Raw genomic sequence first — 16,654 nt, forward strand, 5'->3', positions numbered from 1 at the left:
AGATGTTCGTCGCGGTATAAAAGTCGAAGGGGAGAATGTGCTGAGATACTGTCGCTGCTCGACCGGTATCGAGCGCTTCCGCCATCGCGCGCACCAAGGTTTCCGCAAGCAATTTTGTAGGATGGGCTAGGACAACCTTGATCAATCCCTCCGCCAGACCAGCTCTCGTGTCGTTCGTCAATTCGTGAGCAACCACAGTCAGACGCCTCGCGACGGGGCCACCCTCCTCTCGAAGCGCCCGCATCACCCCCGTGATCCCACCTCCGGCGACATACAGTCCAACCCAATCCGGCTCGCTACGGAGAAGACGACATGTCGCTTCGTAAGCAATCTCTGGTTGTTCGAGTGTGGCAATGGTTTCCAGCATCTGGAAATCTGCAGCGCTTTCTCGGAAATAGGAGCGGAATCCCATCTCATTAAGTTCCTGAGCGAGATAGCGATGACTTCCGACGAAGACTGACACCTTGCCGCCGTTTGCATTAAGCCCGGCTATGAACCACGCGGCCGTTCGGCCCTTCTTCACGCAGTCGTTGCCAACATAGGCGGCACGAGAAGCTGTAGAGAGGTCCGAAATCATCGTAACCACCGGAATTCCCTCTGCTGCAAGCCCGTCCACCGCATGATTCACCTGAGGGTGGTCAGACGTGATCATTGCGATGACATCGGCTTCGCGGCTCAAAGAATAGATAGCCTCCGCGGCCTTGTCGGGGGAAAGGTCATCCATGAACCGGACGATTGCCCGGCCATGAGCATCAGGAAAGCTATCCGTAGCATCCGTGAGAACCTCGCTCCACATCTGATAGACCTTGCGATGCGATTGCTTGAGAAGAAAGCCAAACTTGATGACCGGCTTGTCTCGTTCAAGGCGCCTTTCGATCGCTCTCACGCCATGAAAACCTATCTGCCGAGCAGCAGCAAGAACCTTTTCAGCGGTTTGCGAGCGGACCGGATCACGACCATTCAGAACACGATCGACCGTTGAAATGCTAACCTGCGCGGCTTTCGCCAGCTCCGGAATCGTGGGGCGAGACATATGATCCTCTCATCTGTTGACGTTTCCTATGAGAGTTTTTGAGAGTAAAATCTACCATTAAGTTGACATCCCCCCCATTTTCCCGGATTTCATATCCGTAACGAGGCCGATGCGGCCTGAGGGCTTGGGAGAGCCCTAACGGGAGGAATTTCATGTCAGCCGCCTTTCACAAGGTAGCGCCGCTCGTTGGCGGCGACCGAGAACGTGCGTCTAAAACGGGCGGGGACGATTATGTCCTGGAGATGCGCGCGATCACCAAATCCTTTCCAGGTGTGCTTGCTCTCGACGCAATGAACCTCAAGGTCCGCCCCGGAACCGTACACGTCCTGGTTGGCGAGAATGGTGCTGGCAAATCCACACTGATGAAGATCCTGAGCGGCATTTATCGGATCGATAAGGGGGAGATCGTATTCAGAGGCGAGCAGCTCGACCACCAAGGTGCAGCTACGGCCCTCGAGCGCGGCATTTCCATGATCCATCAGGAATTGAGCCCGGTTCTAGACATGACGATCGCCGAAAACATCTTCCTCGGTCGTGAGCCCACCTACAAACGGACCGGCGTTTTGTCCCGATTCGTCGACTTTGCGCGTATGAACTCCGACACAAGGGCGCTTCTGGATCGGCTTGGTCTGAAGTACAGCCCTGAAACGAAGATGCGCGATCTGTCCATTGCCACGATGCAGCTCATCGAGATCGTCAAAGCGATCTCGCGCGAGGCATCACTCGTCATCATGGACGAACCAACGTCGGCGATCAGCGACAATGAAGTCACCATACTATTTCGACAGATTGCGGACCTGAAAGCAGCGGGCGTCGCTATCATTTATATTACCCACAAGATGGACGAGATCTTCCAGATCGCCGATGATATCACGGTCATGCGCGACGGTCAGTTCGTCGCGGCCGCTCCGGCCAGCGAATACGACTCCACAAAGCTCATCTCCCAGATGGTCGGCCGCACGATTTCCAGCATTTTTCCAAAAGAGGATGTCCCAATCGGTGACGTCGTTCTCTCGGTCGAGAATCTGGCCCGCACGGGGACTTTCGAGGGTGTGAGCTTTAATGTGCGTGCCGGCGAGATCGTCGGACTTTCTGGCCTCATCGGGGCGGGCCGTACGGAGGTAGCGCGCGTTATCTTCGGTCTGGACGCCGCCGACGCAGGTGTAATCCGACTGAATGGAGAGGTTCTAAACCTTAAGTCCCCAAGGGATGCGATCGCAAAGGGGATCGCAATGGTCTCTGAGGACCGCAAGTCGGAGGGACTTGTTCTTTGCCGATCCGTTGGCGAAAACATATCGCTTGCGAACCTCAAGAAGTTCACTTCCGGCCTCTTTATCAGCGAGCGGCTTGAGGAGACCGCCTCGCAGCGGATGATCAATTTGCTGCAGATCAAGACGCCCGACACGGCGATGATCGTGGGGAACCTGAGCGGCGGCAATCAGCAGAAGATCGTTCTGGCGAAGTGGCTCCTCGGCGACCTCAAGCTCCTCATACTTGACGAACCCACGCGAGGCATCGACGTCGGCTCGAAATCAGAAATTCACAGGCTCATGACCGAGTTCGCCCGTCAGGGTTTAGCGATTTTGATGATCTCGTCCGAATTGCCCGAGATTCTGGGCATGAGTGATCGCGTTGTGGTGATGAATGAAGGCCGGGTCACCGGCGAGTTGAAAAGAGACGAGGCCACTCAGGAAAGCATCATGCGCCTCGCTACGGGAGGACATTGATGAGCATCGAACCTGCAGACGCACCGGTAAAACCGAAGAGCCGCGGTATTTCGGTAGACAGAAGTTTGAGCTTCGCCCAGATTTACCGCAAATACGGTACGATTCTGATCTTCGTCGGCATCTTTATCCTTGCGTCGATCTTGAGCCCCACGTTCCTGACGGAAGCCAACCTGACCAACGTCTTGCGCCAGGTTGTGGTCGTGAGCCTTCTCGCTTGCGGGGTCACCTTCATCATCATCCTGGGCCATATCGACGTCTCGCTGGGCTCGGTTCTGGCACTTTGCGGCGTCCTCGCTGCAAGCGTGATGGCCATGACTGGAAGCGTAATCCTCGCTATAATGGCAGGCGTGGCGGTCGGTATCTTGACCGGTATCGTCAACGGTTTCGTTATCACATTCTTCCGCATTCCATCTTTCATCATGACGCTGGCCATGACGACGGTGGCGCGGGGAGTGGTGCTTCTCTACACCGGCGGCTCGCCGGTGACTGGTCTGGGTGACTTCAAGGTGATCGGCCAAGGCTCGCTCGGCCCCGTTCCGATCTCGGTGATAATCCTCGTGGTCGTCGTCGTCGCGTCGTGGATACTGCTCAACAAGACCAAGTTCGGTCGGTACGTCTACGCCGTAGGCGGTAACGAGCGTGCAGCGCGCGCATCCGGCATCAACCCGGACAGCGTCGTGGTGAAGGCATTCATCTTTAACGGCATCCTCTGCGCCATCGCCGGCATTGTTTTGATGTCGCGCATCAATTCCGGTCAGCCGGCGGGCGGCGTCGGCTACGAGTTCGACGCAATCACGGCGGTCGTTGTTGGCGGTACAAGTCTCATGGGCGGGACTGGAACCATCACAGGGACGATCATCGGCTCGATGATCATCGGCGTCATCAACAACATTCTCAATCTCATGAACGTCAGCTCATACTGGCAGCAGATCATCAAGGGCCTGATCATTGCGATCGCTGTGATCCTGGATGTCTGGACCAAGTCTGCCCGCAACAAGAAGAAGGCATGAACAACGTTCCAGGCGGGCTTAGCCCCGCCCAGGAAACACCTCTGTGTGGCGCGGAATTTCCCGCCTTTGATCAATATCATCCGAAACTCTCTGGGAGGAAACTATGAAAGTTATCGCTAAACTCGCTCTCGCTTGCGCCGTATCCGTTGCCGCTCTGTCTGCCGGCACGGCTTTCGCCGCCGACAAGTTCGTCGTCGGCTACGCAAATATGGCGGACACAGACGTTTTCGTCATGGCACGAAAGAACGCCTTCATCGAGGCGGCCAAGTCCGATCCGGCGGTCGAAGTCAACTTCTCCGACGCGAACAACGACGCAAGCAAGCAGCTCGACCAGATCGACAATTTCATCGCGCAGAAGGTGAACGCGATCGTCGTCGTGCCGGTCGACTACCAAGGCATCGTACCTGGCGTCGAAAAGGCGAACGAAGCCGGCATCCCCGTCATCGCTCTTGGCATCCAGTCGGCGGGTGGCAAATACACGTTCGTTGGCTCCAAAAACATCGACGCCGGCCGACTGCAAGGCGAGTTCATGAAGGAGCATCTGCCGAAGGATGCCAAGATCCTTTATCTTCAAGGCACCCCCGGCCTTTCTCACACCCAGGAGCGTAAGAAGGGTTTCGAGGATGCGCTTGGCCGTTCGGACGTGACCACGCTCGCCAGCCTTTCGGCCAACTACGATCGCGCCGAAGGCATGAAGGTAACGGAAGACTGGATCCAGAGCTTCCCGAAGTTCGATGCGATCATTGCAGCCAACGATCAGATGGCTCTGGGCGCATTGGAGGCACTTCAAGGCGCTGATCGTCTGAAAGGCGTCATGATCTCCGGCGTCGATGGCACGGCAGATGCGCTGAATGCCATCGAAGCCGGCACGATGTCGCAGACAATCTTCCAGGACGCTGCAGGACAGGCAAAGGCTGCTTTCGACGTCGTCGCGAGCATCAAGAAAGGCGAGGCGGCTCCGGCAGAAAAACTGGTGCCGTTCACTTCCATCACCAAGGACAACGTCGACCAATACGCAAAGAAGTAAGCCCTGCCAAGGGCGCGTGTCGGGAGAGGATGCCCGGCACGCTCTTTGTGAAGGCCTATGGTTTAGCAGGCATCAGCCCACCGGTTCTTTAGCTACAGGAAATATCGAAATGACAACAAGGATCGCCATCATCGGCGCGGGGCTGATGGGAGCCGACCATGCAAAGATCGTGGCGGAAGATCTGCCCGGTGCGACCCTCCAGGTCGTCTGCGACATGGACGCGGATCGCGCTCGCAAGGTGGCCGAGGCTTACGGTGCTCACGACGTAGACGCAGATCCCGAGCGCGTTGCGGGTCGCCCTGACGTCGATGCCGTTATCATCGCCAGCCCTGACTTTACGCACGCGCCTTTGTCACTCTCCTGCATCAAGGCGGGAAAGCGGGTTCTTTGTGAGAAACCGCTTTCGCAGTCCTCTAAGGAGTGCGTCGACATCATGCACGCCGAACAGGCAGCAGGCTCGAAGCTGATCATGCTTGGTTTCATGCGCCGCTTCGATCAGTCATATGTCGAAATGAAGCAGGCACTCAACGACGGCACTGTCGGACGCGCGTTGATGATGCACAACTTCCATCGGAACGTTGCAACGCCAGCTGCGGATTTCACCGGAGCGATGGCGATTACGAATTCCGCACCGCACGAATTCGACGTAGTTCGTCACGTGTTAGGGACTGAATACGTATCGATTTCGGCTTTTCAGCCAAAGCGCTCCGACGCACTGGTTGCCCCTGTTTACATGGTGCTGGAAACGGAAGACGGCCAGCTCGTCAACATCGAGATCAACAACAACGCGGCATATGGCTACGACGTTCGCGCCGAACTGGTGGGTGAGAAGGCCACGATCGCGATGAACGCGATCAACTACACTCGCGTCGACCGGGCATTCGGTCAGAGCACGAGCTACGAATCCGACTGGCGAGGACGTTATGCCGAAGCCTATCGCCGTCAGAACCGGACCTTCCTTCGCTTTGTCGAGACTGGGGTTTTCCCTGACATCGCCTCGAGCAGCTGGGACGGATACTGCGCCGCGATGGTGGCGGAAGCCGGCGTGAGAGCTTTGGGTGAGGGCCGTAAGATGCCGATCGAAATGATTACCAAACCGGAGTTTTACGCATGAGACTGGGATTCGTATCGGATAGCCTTGGGGGCTTGCCGTTTGACGGCATGCTCGACCACGCTCAACGACTGGGCGTGTCCGGCGTCGAGATCAACACTTGTGGCTGGTCGACAGCCCCGCATTTTGACCTGCAGGCCATTCTCGGCGACAAGAACGCGCAGAAGACCTTCCTTTGTGCATTCGCCGAGCGCGGATTGGACGTGATCAGTCTGAACGCCAATGGCAATCCGCTTCACCCAACCGACCCTGCGCAGGGGCAAGGCCTTGAGGACACGATCCGCGCTGCAGGTGCGTTAGGGATAAAAACGGTCTGCACTATGTCCGGACTTCCTTCCGGAAGTGCGACGGACACCATGCCGAACTGGGTTGTTTCCTCCTGGCCGCCGGAAACACAGACCATCCTGCGATATCAGTGGAAAGAAAAGCTCATTCCGTATTGGACAAAGATCGTGGCGCTCGCCAAGGAAAACGGCGTCGAGCGCATCGCACTCGAGCTTCACGGCAATCAGTGCGTCTACAACGTTCCGTCTTTGCTCAAGCTTCGCGAAGCTGTTGGGCCGATCGTCGGTGCGAACCTGGATCCATCGCATCTTTTCTGGATGGGCGCTGATCCGCTGGTCGCAGCGGAAGCGCTCGGCGAGGCCATCTATCACGTTCATGCCAAGGACACGTTCCTTAACCCACCCAAGCAGGCCGTCACGAGCCTGCTGGAAAACGGCAGTCTGATGGACATCCCAGCGCGCAGCTGGTCGTACATTACCCTAGGCTTCGGTCATGGGGAAGAATGGTGGCGACAGTTCTGCTATCGGCTGAAGATGGCCGGCTACGACGGTTGGTTGTCAATCGAGCATGAGGACGTGCTTCTGAATAGCCTGGAGGGACTGGAGAAGTCCGTGGTCTTGCTGCAGGGCGTGATGCCCGTAGCAGCGAGCGACTTCAAGCCGCAAGCCATCTAGCACCCGTCGGCTATCGGATAACGGGGTCAATTCCACGCCGAGCCGCCGTAGAGCTTGCGACGGTTCAGACCATTGCGTCCACAAACGGGCGTGGCCCAACAAGGAATGAGTTTTGAACATGAAGAAGACGCTCGACGTCATCACAATTGGCCGGGCAGGGGTCGACCTCTACGGCGCCCAGATCGGCGGGCGTCTCGAGGACATGGGTTCCTTCCGCAAATATATCGGCGGCAGCCCGACGAACATCGCGTGCGGGACAGCGAGACTTGGGCTCAAGAGCGGTCTCATCACCCGCGTCGGTGATGAACACATGGGACGGTTCATCCGTGAGCAGCTGGTGCGTGAGGGAGTAGACGTCAGAGGTGTCGTTACAGACCCGGAGCGGCTGACCGCTCTCGTTATCCTCGGTATTCGCGACCAGGAACAGTTTCCATTGATCTTCTATCGCGAGAATTGCGCTGACATGGCGCTGTGCGAAGACGATATCGACGAGCAGTTCATCGGTCAGTCGCGGGCCGTCGTTGTGACAGGCACGCACCTGTCTAACTCCCGCACTGAAGCAGCTGTGCTGAAGGCGCTGAAGGCCGCCCGCGAGTGCGGCGCCAGGATCGCGCTTGATATTGATTATCGCCCTAATTTGTGGGGTGTTGCGGGTCATGGCGATGGCGAAAGCCGGTTCGTCGAGAGCACGTCGGTGACACAAAAGCTCCAGTCGACGCTCCATCTCTTCGATTTGATCGTAGGAACGGAAGATGAATTTCACATCGCTGGCGGCACCACGAATACGATCGAAGCTCTCCGAGCCGTCCGAAACGTGACAGCTGCCACGCTGGTTTGCAAGCGGGGTGCGGAGGGCGCGGTGGCGATCGAGGGCTCGGTTCCCGACAGACTGGATGATGCGCAAAGCGGACCGGGCTTTGCCATAGAAGTGTTCAACGTTTTGGGTGCCGGCGACGGATTTTTCTCAGGCCTCTTGAAGGGCTGGCTCGACGGCAAGTCCTGGCCAGAAGCGCTAGAATACGCGAATGCATGTGGGGCATTGGCAGTCAGCCGCCACGGTTGCACACCTGCGTATCCGAGCTTGAAGGAACTCGAGTTCTTCCTTGCGCGCGGCGTTGTGCGGCCCGACCTGAGAAATGACCGCGAACTTGAGCAATTACACTGGTCGAGCAATCGACGCGGCGACTGGTCGACGATGCGTGTGTTCGCCTTCGACCATCGTATGCAGCTGGAAGAAATGGCAGGATACACGCTTGCTAAGGGCGGGGCATTCAAGCGGCTCTGCCTTGAAGCTGCGCTTCAGGTGCAAGCGGGCAAACCGGGATACGGAATCCTCTGCGATAATCGCATCGGCCGTGAAGCCCTTCATGCCGCATCCGGCTCCGGTCTTTGGATCGGGCGTCCCTGCGAGTGGCCAGCGTCTCGGCCGTTGACGCTCGAGCCGGAACTTGGACTCGACTGCGGCGGGCTTGAAGAATGGACGCGGGAAAATGTCGTGAAGGTGCTCTGCTTTTGCCATCCGAACGATGATGAACAAACCCGCAGACGCCAGGAAGAAACGGTCAAGAGACTGTTCGAAGCGTCCCGGCGCAACGGACTGGAGTTTCTACTCGAGATCATTCCGTCGAAAGTGGGCGAGGTCGACGACATGACCAATGCGCTGCTGATAGAGCAGTTCTATGCCTGCGACGTCTACCCTGACTGGTGGAAGCTTGAGCCGATGAAGACCAAGGAGGCGTGGAACAACGCCATCGGCGCGATCGAGGCTCATGACGCGAACACGCGCGGGATTGTGGTTCTGGGCTTGGACGCTCCGGAAACCGAACTTGCCGAGTCCTTCAAGGTCGCGGCGGCGTTCGATCTGGTTAAAGGTTTCGCAGTTGGTCGAACGATCTTCGGTGACGTGGCACGCGCCTGGGTGGAAGGCGGCCTCGATGACTCAAATGCGATCGCCGAGATGGCGCGCCGGTTCGAAAACCTTTGCGGCGTATGGGATCGTGCCCGCAAGGCAGCGCAGGAGACGTAACATGACAACCTTACGCATGACGGCTGCACAGGCTATGGTTCGCTGGCTTTCCGTTCAGATGACTGAGGACGGAGATCGCTTCATCGAGGGCGTGTGGGCGATCTTCGGCCATGGGAACGTTGCGGGTCTCGGAGAAGCGCTTCATGGCATCGGCGAAGCGTTGCCGACCTGGCGCGGCCAGAATGAGCAAAGCATGGCACATGCGGCGATTGCTTATGCAAAGGCGAAGAAGCGCAGGCGCGCCCATGCTGTGACGTCCTCGATCGGTCCGGGCGCAACCAACATGGTCACGGCCGCCGGTCTGGCGCACGTTAATCGGCTTCCCATCCTGTTCATTCCCGGCGACGTCTTCGCGAACCGCAGGCCCGATCCGGCCCTGCAGCAGATCGAAGACTTCGAGGACGGCAGCATCTCCGTCAACGACTGCTTCCGCCCGGTCAGCAGGTACTTTGACCGCATAGCGCGTCCCGAGCACCTGCTGACCGCACTTCCCCGCGCCATGCAGGTTCTCACCGATCCTGCAGCCTGCGGCCCCGTCACGTTGGCCTTCTGCCAGGATGTACAGGCCGAGGCCTATGATTATCCTGAAGCCTTCTTCGAACCGGCTGTCTGGTACATCCGTCGGCCTGAACCCGACGCCCGGGAGGTGGCACGGGTGGTCGACATGATCCGCAGGGCGAAGCGACCTGTCCTTGTATGCGGCGGCGGCGTCATCTACTCGGAAGCTGAGAATACTCTTGCCTCCTTTGCTACGACGCACGGCATACCCATCGTCGAGACCCAGGCAGGCAAGTCGGCACTTGCGCAGTCACACCCGATGAATTTCGGCGCCGCCGGCGTCGACGGTTCCGAGGCTGCAAACGAACTCTGCCAGGCCGCGGACCTCGTTATCGGTGTCGGGACGCGCTTTCAGGATTTTACCACCGGTTCGTGGGCGTTGTTTGGTAACCCCGGCAGGAAGCTGGTTTCAATCAATGTGCAACCTTACGACGCCTACAAGCATGGATCGGCAAGTCTGGTCGGCGATGCAAGAGCATCGCTCGAGAAGATATCAGCCGCTCTCGGCGGCCACTATGCCAAGGCTTTCGATCCAGACGCCCGTACTGCGTGGTTAGCCAAAGTCGATGCACACTGCGCCGCGCCAGGAAGTGTAACTGACAACAATCTGCCGACAGATGCTCAGGTCATTGGTGGGGTGCAACGCGCATCAACGGACCGGACGATCGCCATGTGTGCCGCAGGCACGATGCCGGGAGCGCTCAAACTTCTCTGGCAGCCGGCCCAGGGAGGGTATCATATGGAGTATGGTTTCTCCTGCATGGGCTACGAGCTTGCTGGCGCAATGGGTCTGAAGCTCGCGCTTCCCGACCGGGACGTGGTCTGCTTCGTGGGCGACGGAAGCTACATGATGATGAATTCAGAGGTAGCGACCGCCGTTATGCGCCGGATCCCGTTCACGGTCGTTCTGACCGACAACAGAGGATTTGGTTGCATCAACCGGCTTCAGATCGCTTGCGGCGGCGAAGAGTTCAACAATCTCTACAAGGACTGCAACGTCGAGGAGCAGCCCGAAATCGACTTCGTCGCCCATGCTGCTGCTATGGGAGCATATTCCTTCAAGGCTAAGGACGTCACCGACCTTGAGGTCCAGATCGTGGCCGCCCGCCAGCGGGACCGTCCGACCGTGATTGTCATCGACACCGATCCAGCTCCTGGTCCAGGTGAGGCGGGCGGCGGCTTCTGGTGGGACGTGGCCATTCCTGAAGCCGAGGATTCCGAGAATCTCGTCGCTGCGCGGTCTGACTACCTACGCAAGCGCGATTTACAGAACCTAGTAAACTGAGGACCTAGCATGAAACAGTTGCAGAGGAAGCCATTCGGAAACCACGGCAAAGTGCACGACATCACGCCCCAGTCCGCCGGATGGCGCTATGTTGGCTTCTCGCTCTACAGCATTCGGGCGGGGGAAAAAGTGGGTGAGAATACGGGTGACCGCGAGGTGATCCTTGTTATCGTTGAAGGCAAAGCGTCGCTGTCTGCTGCAGATCAGGACTGGGGCGTCCTCGGGGATCGCATGAACGTCTTCGAGAAGACACCGCCGCACTGCCTTTACCTGCCCAACGGCAGTGGCTGGGAAGCAACCGCGCAGACAGACTGCACGATCGCGGTTTGCTCCGCGCCCGGAATGAGCGGGCATGCGGCTCGCCGCATCGGCCCCGAGGGAATTGTTCTTGCAGAGCGAGGGAAGGGGACGAATACCCGCTTTATCAACAATATCGCCATGGAGAACGAGGACTACTGTGACAGTCTGCTCGTGACCGAGGTATTCACGCCCGCTGGTCATTGGTCGAGCTACCCCTCACACCGTCATGACGAAGATGATTTTCCTCGGATCACCTACCTCGAGGAAACCTACTATCACCGACTGAATCCTGCGGAGGGGTTCGGCGTCCAGCGTGTCTACACCGACGATGGCCAGTTAGACGAAACCATGGCCGTGAGCGATGGCGACGTCGTGCTTGTCCCACGGGGCCACCACCCATGCGGCGCTCCCTACGGGTTCGAGATGTACTACCTGAACGTCATGGCGGGGCCGCTGCGCAAGTGGCGATTTATCCCCGCTCCCGAGGTCGAGTGGCTGATGCAGCGCGACACCTGAGGTTGATTGGAGAGATAAGATGCCGCTAATGAAAATCCATGTCCTCAAGGGCCGTTCTCAAGAACAGGTCGAACGTCTTCTGGATACGGTTCACGAGGCGATGGTTGAGTCGTTCAAGGTCCCCGAGCGTGACCTGTATCAAATACTCACGGAGCATGAGCCGACCCATCTGCGAGCGCTGGATACCGGGCTGAACATTCCGAGGACGAGGGAGTTCGTCTTGGTCGAGGTCGTTACTCGTCCCAGATCACGCGAGGAGAAGGTCGACTTTTACAAGCGACTGACAGACATGCTCTCCTCCAACTGCGGCGTGGAACCCTCAGACGTGATGGTCTCGATGGTGCAGAACAGAGACGATGACTGGTCGTTCGGCATGGGGGTGGCGCAGTTTCTGACAGGCGAACTGAACTAGAGCGCGTCCACTTTACTCGGGGTCATATCCGCAGGATTTGAAATAGTTGGCACATTCCTGCGGCTCGAACAGTGTGACGATCTGGCCGACCGTATTCCATAAGCCGTCGACTGTTCGCTCGGCTTGGCGTGCAAGACCGCCTTGAGCTTGGCAAAGGCCTTCTCGATGGGGTTGAAGTCTGGACTGTAGGGAGGAAGGTAGAGTAACCGGCATCCCGCACCTTCGATTGCGTGACGCACTCCTTCCGTCTTGTGTGCAGGCACGTTGTCCATGATGACGATGTCGCCCCTTGTCTATGATGATGGCAGGAGGTCGATGAACGAGCGGTGTGATGAAGTCAGTGATATAAAGAAAAGATAAACAATACTGCAAATACATCATGTATCATGCAAGTTATTCTTTTCTATTGTACCTGAAATCGCTCTACTTCAGCTTTTGTTCTCGCCTCTCCTTGTTGGATTTACTCATCGATACATAGCATTCGTTGCAGATATTGTGGAACCATTTATTCTAAGTTGAATTAGATTTTCTGCATTGACGCAAAGAAACTAAAGCTTGATGCGCATGTCCTCCCTGCCGGAAACATGGGGTCTAGCACGGATTCCTCGACCCCGTGTTTGTGTGCAGGAATGGGAAGCGCCTTCCAGCTCGCCCGCACCCTCATGGTTCCGGTTACACTCGTCAGGTCCGGAAACGAACTCGGCGTTTTGCCGAGCGCCGAAATTGACGGCGATGAGGTCGATGCTATCGCCGAATTTGATCCCTTCGAATATGGGCCGGATCATTGAACCGGCCCTTTTCCTCCTTCGGGTGCCGCTTGCGAGCGGCAGGCGGCAAGGGAAGCTGCGCCGCCGCCCGGTGCAGATCTGCACCTTGTCGGCCGCGCCCTTGCCCCCTTTGCTCTTCGCGGGCCGCCGGAAACGGTCCCGCAAACTGCGGGAAAAAGAACCCGGAAAGAAAGGCGGACGCGAGAGCGCCGGCAAAAGAATGTAGAAACAGGAACTGGAAGACCTGCGGGTCCGTGTCCCGTGCGCCGCTGTACTGGAGCAGTCTGGCTTTGTGGTCGACTTGAAGCAGAGTACCCGCAAGGCGGTCAAATTCCGTCGCGGTGACGAAATCATCATCGTTATTCATGAGGGGAGGGGATGGTTCGATCCGCTTTCCGACGCCAAGGGCGATGTATTCAGTCTTGTCGAGCATCTGGAGGACATGACTTTCGTGGAGGTTCTCGACCATGTGACTTCACTGGTTGGCTTCGTCTCGAAAGAGCCGACATGGACGCGTACCGCGCGCTGATGAGCCCATCGTCTCGGTATCGCGATCTAAGCCGATACCACAAGGATCGCACGGACCGCGCGCGCGAAGAACTTTTGGTGGAGATCGGGAGTGCAATGATCTGCGCGGACCTCGGGATCGTGCCGGAGCTGGAGCCACGTCCCGATCACGCCAGTTATGTCGCGTCGTGGCTCACCGTCCTTGAGGGAGACAAGCGGGCAATCTTCCAGGCAGCCGCCCATGCGCAACGGGCCGTCGCCTATCTGCACGATCTCCAGCCGCAGGCGGACACGGACCGGGAGGCAGCCTGATGCTCAACGCTTCTTCTTTCATAGGGGAGGGCATGGAGTACTCCCCAATCCGCCTGCGCGCGCTCTCGCTGGGCGCCGGCGTCCAGTCCACCACCATGGCTCTGCTTGCCGCCCATGGCGAGATCGGGCCGATGCCCTCTTGCACAATATTTGCTGACACAGGCTGGGAGCCCCGCGCCGTTTACGAGCACCTGCAATGGCTGATGTCCGGCAACGTGCTGCCGTTTCCGGTCCATATCGTCTCAGCTGGCAATATTCGCGACCAACTCCTGGCCGCTGGCAAGGGCAATCGCTGGGCTTCCATTCCTGCGTTTGCGAAGACCACCACCCCGGCTGGCGCGAAGGTGCCGGTCTTTGACGAGGATGAAGATGGTGAACTCGTTGAGATCGGCTCGCGCCGGACCACGACGGAGACCGTCTCCATCGGCATGATCCGCAGGCAGTGCACGACCGACTTCAAGATAGTCCCAATATGCAGGAAGGTGCGCGAACTCGCCGGCCTCACGCGAAAGCGCTCGCCGGCCTATCCTGTCGTCGAAAGCTGGATAGGAATCAGCACCGACGAAATCGTCCGCGCCAAGCCGAGTTTCGAGGCGTGGCAGGTCAAGCGCTTCCCGCTGATCGAGAAGCGGATGAGCAGGCAGGATTGCCTCGCCTGGTTGCGCCGGCACGGCTATCCAGAACCGCCAAAATCGAGCTGCGTGGGATGCCCATTTCACGACAACGCACACTGGCGTCGCATGCGCGACGACGACCCTGAGGCCTGGGCCGACGCGGTCGCGGTCGACGGGGCGCTTCGCACCGGTCTGCGTGGCATACGCGGCGAAGTCTTTCTGCATCGCTCCTGCGTGCCGCTCGATGAAGCCGATTTTTCAACCGCCGCCGATCGCGGCCAGCTCGATCTCTGGCCGAATGAGTGCGAGGGCATGTGTGGCTTGTAGCGGGTCTGGATTTTGTCAATCAATTGCATTACACTAAAGTGATAGAAGGAGATGATGGGATTATGCCCGCAAACGCACTCGTCCAAACCCGGATCGACGCCGATGTCCGGGACCGAGCATCGGCCGTGCTGGAAAGCATGGGCCTGACGGTCTCGGACGCGGTTCGAATTTTACTGACCCGCACCGCTAATGAAGGGACTCTCCCTCTCGAACTGGTGACGAACAGCGAGGCGCACGATGCCTAGTTCCGGGCCAAGGTGCGTGAGGCGCTGGAAGACACCCGGCCCGATATCCCCGAGGATCAGGTGGAGGCGCACTTCGCTGAACGACGCGCGGCTGCCCGACGCAGGGCCAGCGGCCTGAAATCATGAGGCTTGTCTGGTCGGCCTTCGCGCTTTCTCCGTGTGCTGCACGGCGCCCAACAATGGCCGGACGATCTCCCGGAGAGCTGATTTTACCTTCTGGCATATACGCAGGCATGGCGCGGGAGAATCTCCGCTGTGGCGGCGGGCTCGTGGGCGACGACAGACCTCGTGTGCGCCGAGGCGGTGACGGGTGCCGAAACCTCCCTCCGTCTCGCAGGGCCAGCGTCGGGATGCTGCAGGGTGAAGCCGGCTTAGCGGCGTGAGCGGTCAATGGAGGCCGCACCATTGCTGGAGGGTCGTTCGCAGGGCGACGGCCCCGGCCATTGCGGACGAGAGATGCGGTCGGGATGTCTGGCAGAGGCGTCCCCGGATCCGGCCAGGCAGAGCTGTCAAGTCAGTCAGGCACATTCCCGACAATGCTGTTGTCGCCATTGGTATTTCGTTGACGCCGCCAATGAGCAGAGGCCATGTCAGGCTCACTTCCGCCTTGCGTTTCGGCGCGTCCAACGCGGTCTCGATGGACCTGGTGTGACCGGAGGACGACTGCGTCTCGATCGTCCATCCGCAACGGTCCGGCGCGGTTATTTTCCGCCGCCCGGCAAGCCGGGCTTTGCATCGCGAGGCAAAATAACCGCGCCAGACCGCCCTCCACTTCGTTCCGGCCCCGAGGGGTGCGGTGCCGATCGCCCCCGGTCCTTACACCATCATCGAGGCCGCGATGGGCGCGGCCCGAACAAACCGGAAGGAACAGATCATGGCAGTCATCGGCGAATTCACCACCAACGGCAACAACAGCATCGTCGGCAACGTCCGGACCCTCACGGTCAGCATGCACGCCCGCCTGAACCCCATCGAGCGTGTCTCGCGCGACCCCCCCGGACTTCCGCATCACCGCCGGCAACGGCGTCGAGGTCGGCGCAGCCTGGAAGGCGGTCTCCAACGACGGCGAGGAATACATCTCCGTCAAGCTCGACGACCCAAGCTTCAATGCCCCGATCACCGCGGCCCTTTGGCCGAGCGAGAAGGAGGGGGAATACGCCCTCATCTGGAACCGCCCGAAGCGCGAGGCCTGATCCCCGCCCTGCAGGAGCCTCGCCGTCAAGGCGGGGCTTCTGCAGGGCTTGAACAAGCCGGAAGCAGGCATCAAGCCTGCTTCCGGCGTTCAGATGTTGTAGGATATCGACTTCCCATAGCGGTCGAGCAGTGTTGCGACGTCGTTGAGCATAGCCGTGAGCGGCTTTGTTCCCTGCACTGTAATCGTAAGGTTCGGGCGCTCGAACAACGCAATACAAATCTCGCCAGGGTCATGTCTCGACTGATAGGCGAGGCCGTCAGGCATGTCGGGATGATCCCAGAGCGCATCGACCCATCGACCGCATGGCTCATACGGCCCGGTGGAAATCGCGTTGTCCGTACCCAGCGCCTGCAGTCCGTTACCGTGCATACGAACGACGCGCAGTTCTCGCCGCACGCTCAATTCAGCCGCCGCCCGGCTGGTGAATTCCGATGCCGCTATCATCAAACGCTGAGGGTTGCGCAAGATCGTTTCCGCCAACGCGCCATCCCGGCTCAAGCCCAGATAGAGAACGCCGAAACGTCCGCTTTCACTGTCGAATCGGTTGACCGGTGGATTGCCTTTCCCCGGGCCGAAAAAGACCGGGGAAAGTTTCGAACGGTGAACCCTGTGCAGAATGGTTCCAGCAGGAAGCACATCAACCGGCAAGGGCCTCGTATGAAGCCAGGCGGGAGGCAGCGGAGCCGCGCCGGAAGGGCCACGCTGCCCGGCGTGCTTGGTCAT

At 58.8% G+C, this 16,654-nt stretch carries 13 protein-coding genes and 5 pseudogenes; 14 read left to right on the forward strand and 4 right to left on the reverse strand.

The window, feature by feature from the left end; genetic code table 11:
- On the reverse strand, positions 1-1,033 hold a 1,033-nt coding region (locus tag IEX53_RS21795), incomplete at its 3' end, for a LacI family DNA-binding transcriptional regulator (protein WP_188826292.1).
- 152 nt (positions 1,034-1,185) lie between these two features.
- On the opposite strand from IEX53_RS21795, the gene IEX53_RS21800 reads away from it, so the two are divergent.
- From IEX53_RS21800 to IEX53_RS21840, 9 genes are all read left to right on the forward strand, one after another.
- The gene (locus IEX53_RS21800; protein WP_188826293.1) at positions 1,186-2,760 is read left to right on the forward strand and encodes a sugar ABC transporter ATP-binding protein; all 1,575 of its coding nucleotides are present in this window, start codon (positions 1,186-1,188) and stop codon (positions 2,758-2,760) included.
- Positions 2,760-3,770 (forward strand): ABC transporter permease, encoded by a 1,011-nt coding sequence (locus IEX53_RS21805; RefSeq protein ID WP_188826294.1) that lies wholly within the window; start codon positions 2,760-2,762, stop codon positions 3,768-3,770. Before IEX53_RS21800 ends, IEX53_RS21805 begins: the two co-directional genes overlap by 1 nt.
- Positions 3,771-3,873: 103 nt before the next feature.
- Positions 3,874-4,797, forward strand: a complete 924-nt coding sequence (locus IEX53_RS21810; RefSeq protein ID WP_188826295.1) for a sugar ABC transporter substrate-binding protein — start codon at positions 3,874-3,876, stop codon at positions 4,795-4,797.
- A gap of 109 nt (positions 4,798-4,906) precedes the next feature.
- Positions 4,907-5,911 (forward strand): Gfo/Idh/MocA family oxidoreductase, encoded by a 1,005-nt coding sequence (locus IEX53_RS21815; RefSeq protein WP_188826296.1) that lies wholly within the window; start codon positions 4,907-4,909, stop codon positions 5,909-5,911.
- Complete coding sequence (locus IEX53_RS21820) at positions 5,908-6,867, forward strand: sugar phosphate isomerase/epimerase family protein (protein ID WP_188826297.1); 960 nt, start codon at positions 5,908-5,910, stop codon at positions 6,865-6,867. Before IEX53_RS21815 ends, IEX53_RS21820 begins: the two co-directional genes overlap by 4 nt.
- A gap of 118 nt (positions 6,868-6,985) precedes the next feature.
- A complete protein-coding gene (locus tag IEX53_RS21825; RefSeq protein ID WP_188826298.1) occupies positions 6,986-8,893 on the forward strand; it encodes a bifunctional 5-dehydro-2-deoxygluconokinase/5-dehydro-2-deoxyphosphogluconate aldolase in 1,908 nt (635 codons plus the stop codon).
- 1 nt (position 8,894) lies between these two features.
- Complete coding sequence (iolD, locus tag IEX53_RS21830; protein WP_188826299.1) at positions 8,895-10,736, forward strand: 3D-(3,5/4)-trihydroxycyclohexane-1,2-dione acylhydrolase (decyclizing); 1,842 nt, start codon at positions 8,895-8,897, stop codon at positions 10,734-10,736.
- A 9-nt stretch (positions 10,737-10,745) separates the two neighbouring features.
- On the forward strand, positions 10,746-11,552 hold the full coding sequence (gene iolB / locus IEX53_RS21835; RefSeq protein ID WP_188826300.1) for a 5-deoxy-glucuronate isomerase: 807 nt from the start codon (positions 10,746-10,748) through the stop codon (positions 11,550-11,552).
- 19 nt (positions 11,553-11,571) lie between these two features.
- Positions 11,572-11,964 (forward strand): tautomerase family protein, encoded by a 393-nt coding sequence (locus IEX53_RS21840; RefSeq protein ID WP_188826301.1) that lies wholly within the window; start codon positions 11,572-11,574, stop codon positions 11,962-11,964.
- Between the two features lie 12 nt (positions 11,965-11,976).
- On the opposite strand, the pseudogene IEX53_RS21845 reads toward IEX53_RS21840, so the two are convergent.
- Positions 11,977-12,251: pseudogene (locus tag IEX53_RS21845) on the reverse strand (transposase); the annotation flags it as partial.
- 556 nt (positions 12,252-12,807) lie between these two features.
- On the opposite strand from IEX53_RS21845, the pseudogene IEX53_RS24425 reads away from it, so the two are divergent.
- The 4 genes and pseudogenes from IEX53_RS24425 to IEX53_RS21865 all read left to right on the forward strand — a co-directional run.
- Positions 12,808-13,257: pseudogene (locus tag IEX53_RS24425) on the forward strand (hypothetical protein); the annotation flags it as partial.
- 17 nt (positions 13,258-13,274) lie between these two features.
- A pseudogene (locus IEX53_RS21855) lies at positions 13,275-13,550 on the forward strand (zincin-like metallopeptidase domain-containing protein); the annotation flags it as partial.
- Between the two features lie 32 nt (positions 13,551-13,582).
- On the forward strand, positions 13,583-14,491 hold the full coding sequence (locus IEX53_RS21860; protein ID WP_236016319.1) for a hypothetical protein: 909 nt from the start codon (positions 13,583-13,585) through the stop codon (positions 14,489-14,491).
- A 62-nt stretch (positions 14,492-14,553) separates the two neighbouring features.
- Positions 14,554-14,862: pseudogene (locus IEX53_RS21865) on the forward strand (type II toxin-antitoxin system RelB/DinJ family antitoxin).
- A gap of 690 nt (positions 14,863-15,552) precedes the next feature.
- Here IEX53_RS21865 and IEX53_RS24200 read toward each other — a convergent pair.
- Positions 15,553-15,687 carry a hypothetical protein gene (locus tag IEX53_RS24200; protein WP_268902606.1) on the reverse strand — a complete coding sequence of 45 codons (135 nt, stop codon included), beginning with the start codon at positions 15,685-15,687 and terminating at the stop codon, positions 15,553-15,555.
- Here IEX53_RS24200 and IEX53_RS21870 point away from each other — a divergent pair.
- Positions 15,653-15,929, forward strand: a pseudogene (locus IEX53_RS21870) (DUF736 domain-containing protein). The gene IEX53_RS24200 and the pseudogene IEX53_RS21870 overlap by 35 nt on opposite strands.
- 89 nt (positions 15,930-16,018) lie before the next feature.
- Here IEX53_RS21870 and IEX53_RS21875 read toward each other — a convergent pair.
- Positions 16,019-16,654, reverse strand: coding sequence for an RES family NAD+ phosphorylase (locus IEX53_RS21875; RefSeq protein WP_188826315.1), 636 nt, complete (start codon positions 16,652-16,654; stop codon positions 16,019-16,021).

It is taken from the genome of Paramesorhizobium endophyticum (assembly GCF_014640615.1).
In the GTDB taxonomy this organism is placed as follows: domain Bacteria; phylum Pseudomonadota; class Alphaproteobacteria; order Rhizobiales; family Rhizobiaceae; genus Paramesorhizobium; species Paramesorhizobium endophyticum.

Excerpts from the sequence above, each read along its gene's own strand:
- IEX53_RS21800 (WP_188826293.1), top strand. The coding sequence starts at position 1,186 with ATGTCAGCCGCCTTTCACAAGGTAGCGCCGCTCGTTGGCGGCGACCGA.
- IEX53_RS21805 (WP_188826294.1), top strand. The coding sequence starts at position 2,760 with ATGAGCATCGAACCTGCAGACGCACCGGTAAAACCGAAGAGCCGCGGT.
- IEX53_RS21810 (WP_188826295.1), top strand. The coding sequence starts at position 3,874 with ATGAAAGTTATCGCTAAACTCGCTCTCGCTTGCGCCGTATCCGTTGCC.
- IEX53_RS21815 (WP_188826296.1), top strand. The coding sequence starts at position 4,907 with ATGACAACAAGGATCGCCATCATCGGCGCGGGGCTGATGGGAGCCGAC.
- IEX53_RS21820 (WP_188826297.1), top strand. The coding sequence starts at position 5,908 with ATGAGACTGGGATTCGTATCGGATAGCCTTGGGGGCTTGCCGTTTGAC.
- IEX53_RS21825 (WP_188826298.1), top strand. The coding sequence starts at position 6,986 with ATGAAGAAGACGCTCGACGTCATCACAATTGGCCGGGCAGGGGTCGAC.
- iolD (WP_188826299.1), top strand. The coding sequence starts at position 8,895 with ATGACAACCTTACGCATGACGGCTGCACAGGCTATGGTTCGCTGGCTT.
- iolB (WP_188826300.1), top strand. The coding sequence starts at position 10,746 with ATGAAACAGTTGCAGAGGAAGCCATTCGGAAACCACGGCAAAGTGCAC.
- IEX53_RS21840 (WP_188826301.1), top strand. The coding sequence starts at position 11,572 with ATGCCGCTAATGAAAATCCATGTCCTCAAGGGCCGTTCTCAAGAACAG.
- IEX53_RS21860 (WP_236016319.1), top strand. The coding sequence starts at position 13,583 with ATGGAGTACTCCCCAATCCGCCTGCGCGCGCTCTCGCTGGGCGCCGGC.
- IEX53_RS24200 (WP_268902606.1), bottom strand. The coding sequence starts at position 15,687 with ATGCTGACCGTGAGGGTCCGGACGTTGCCGACGATGCTGTTGTTGCCG.
- IEX53_RS21875 (WP_188826315.1), bottom strand. The coding sequence starts at position 16,654 with ATGACCAAGCACGCCGGGCAGCGTGGCCCTTCCGGCGCGGCTCCGCTG.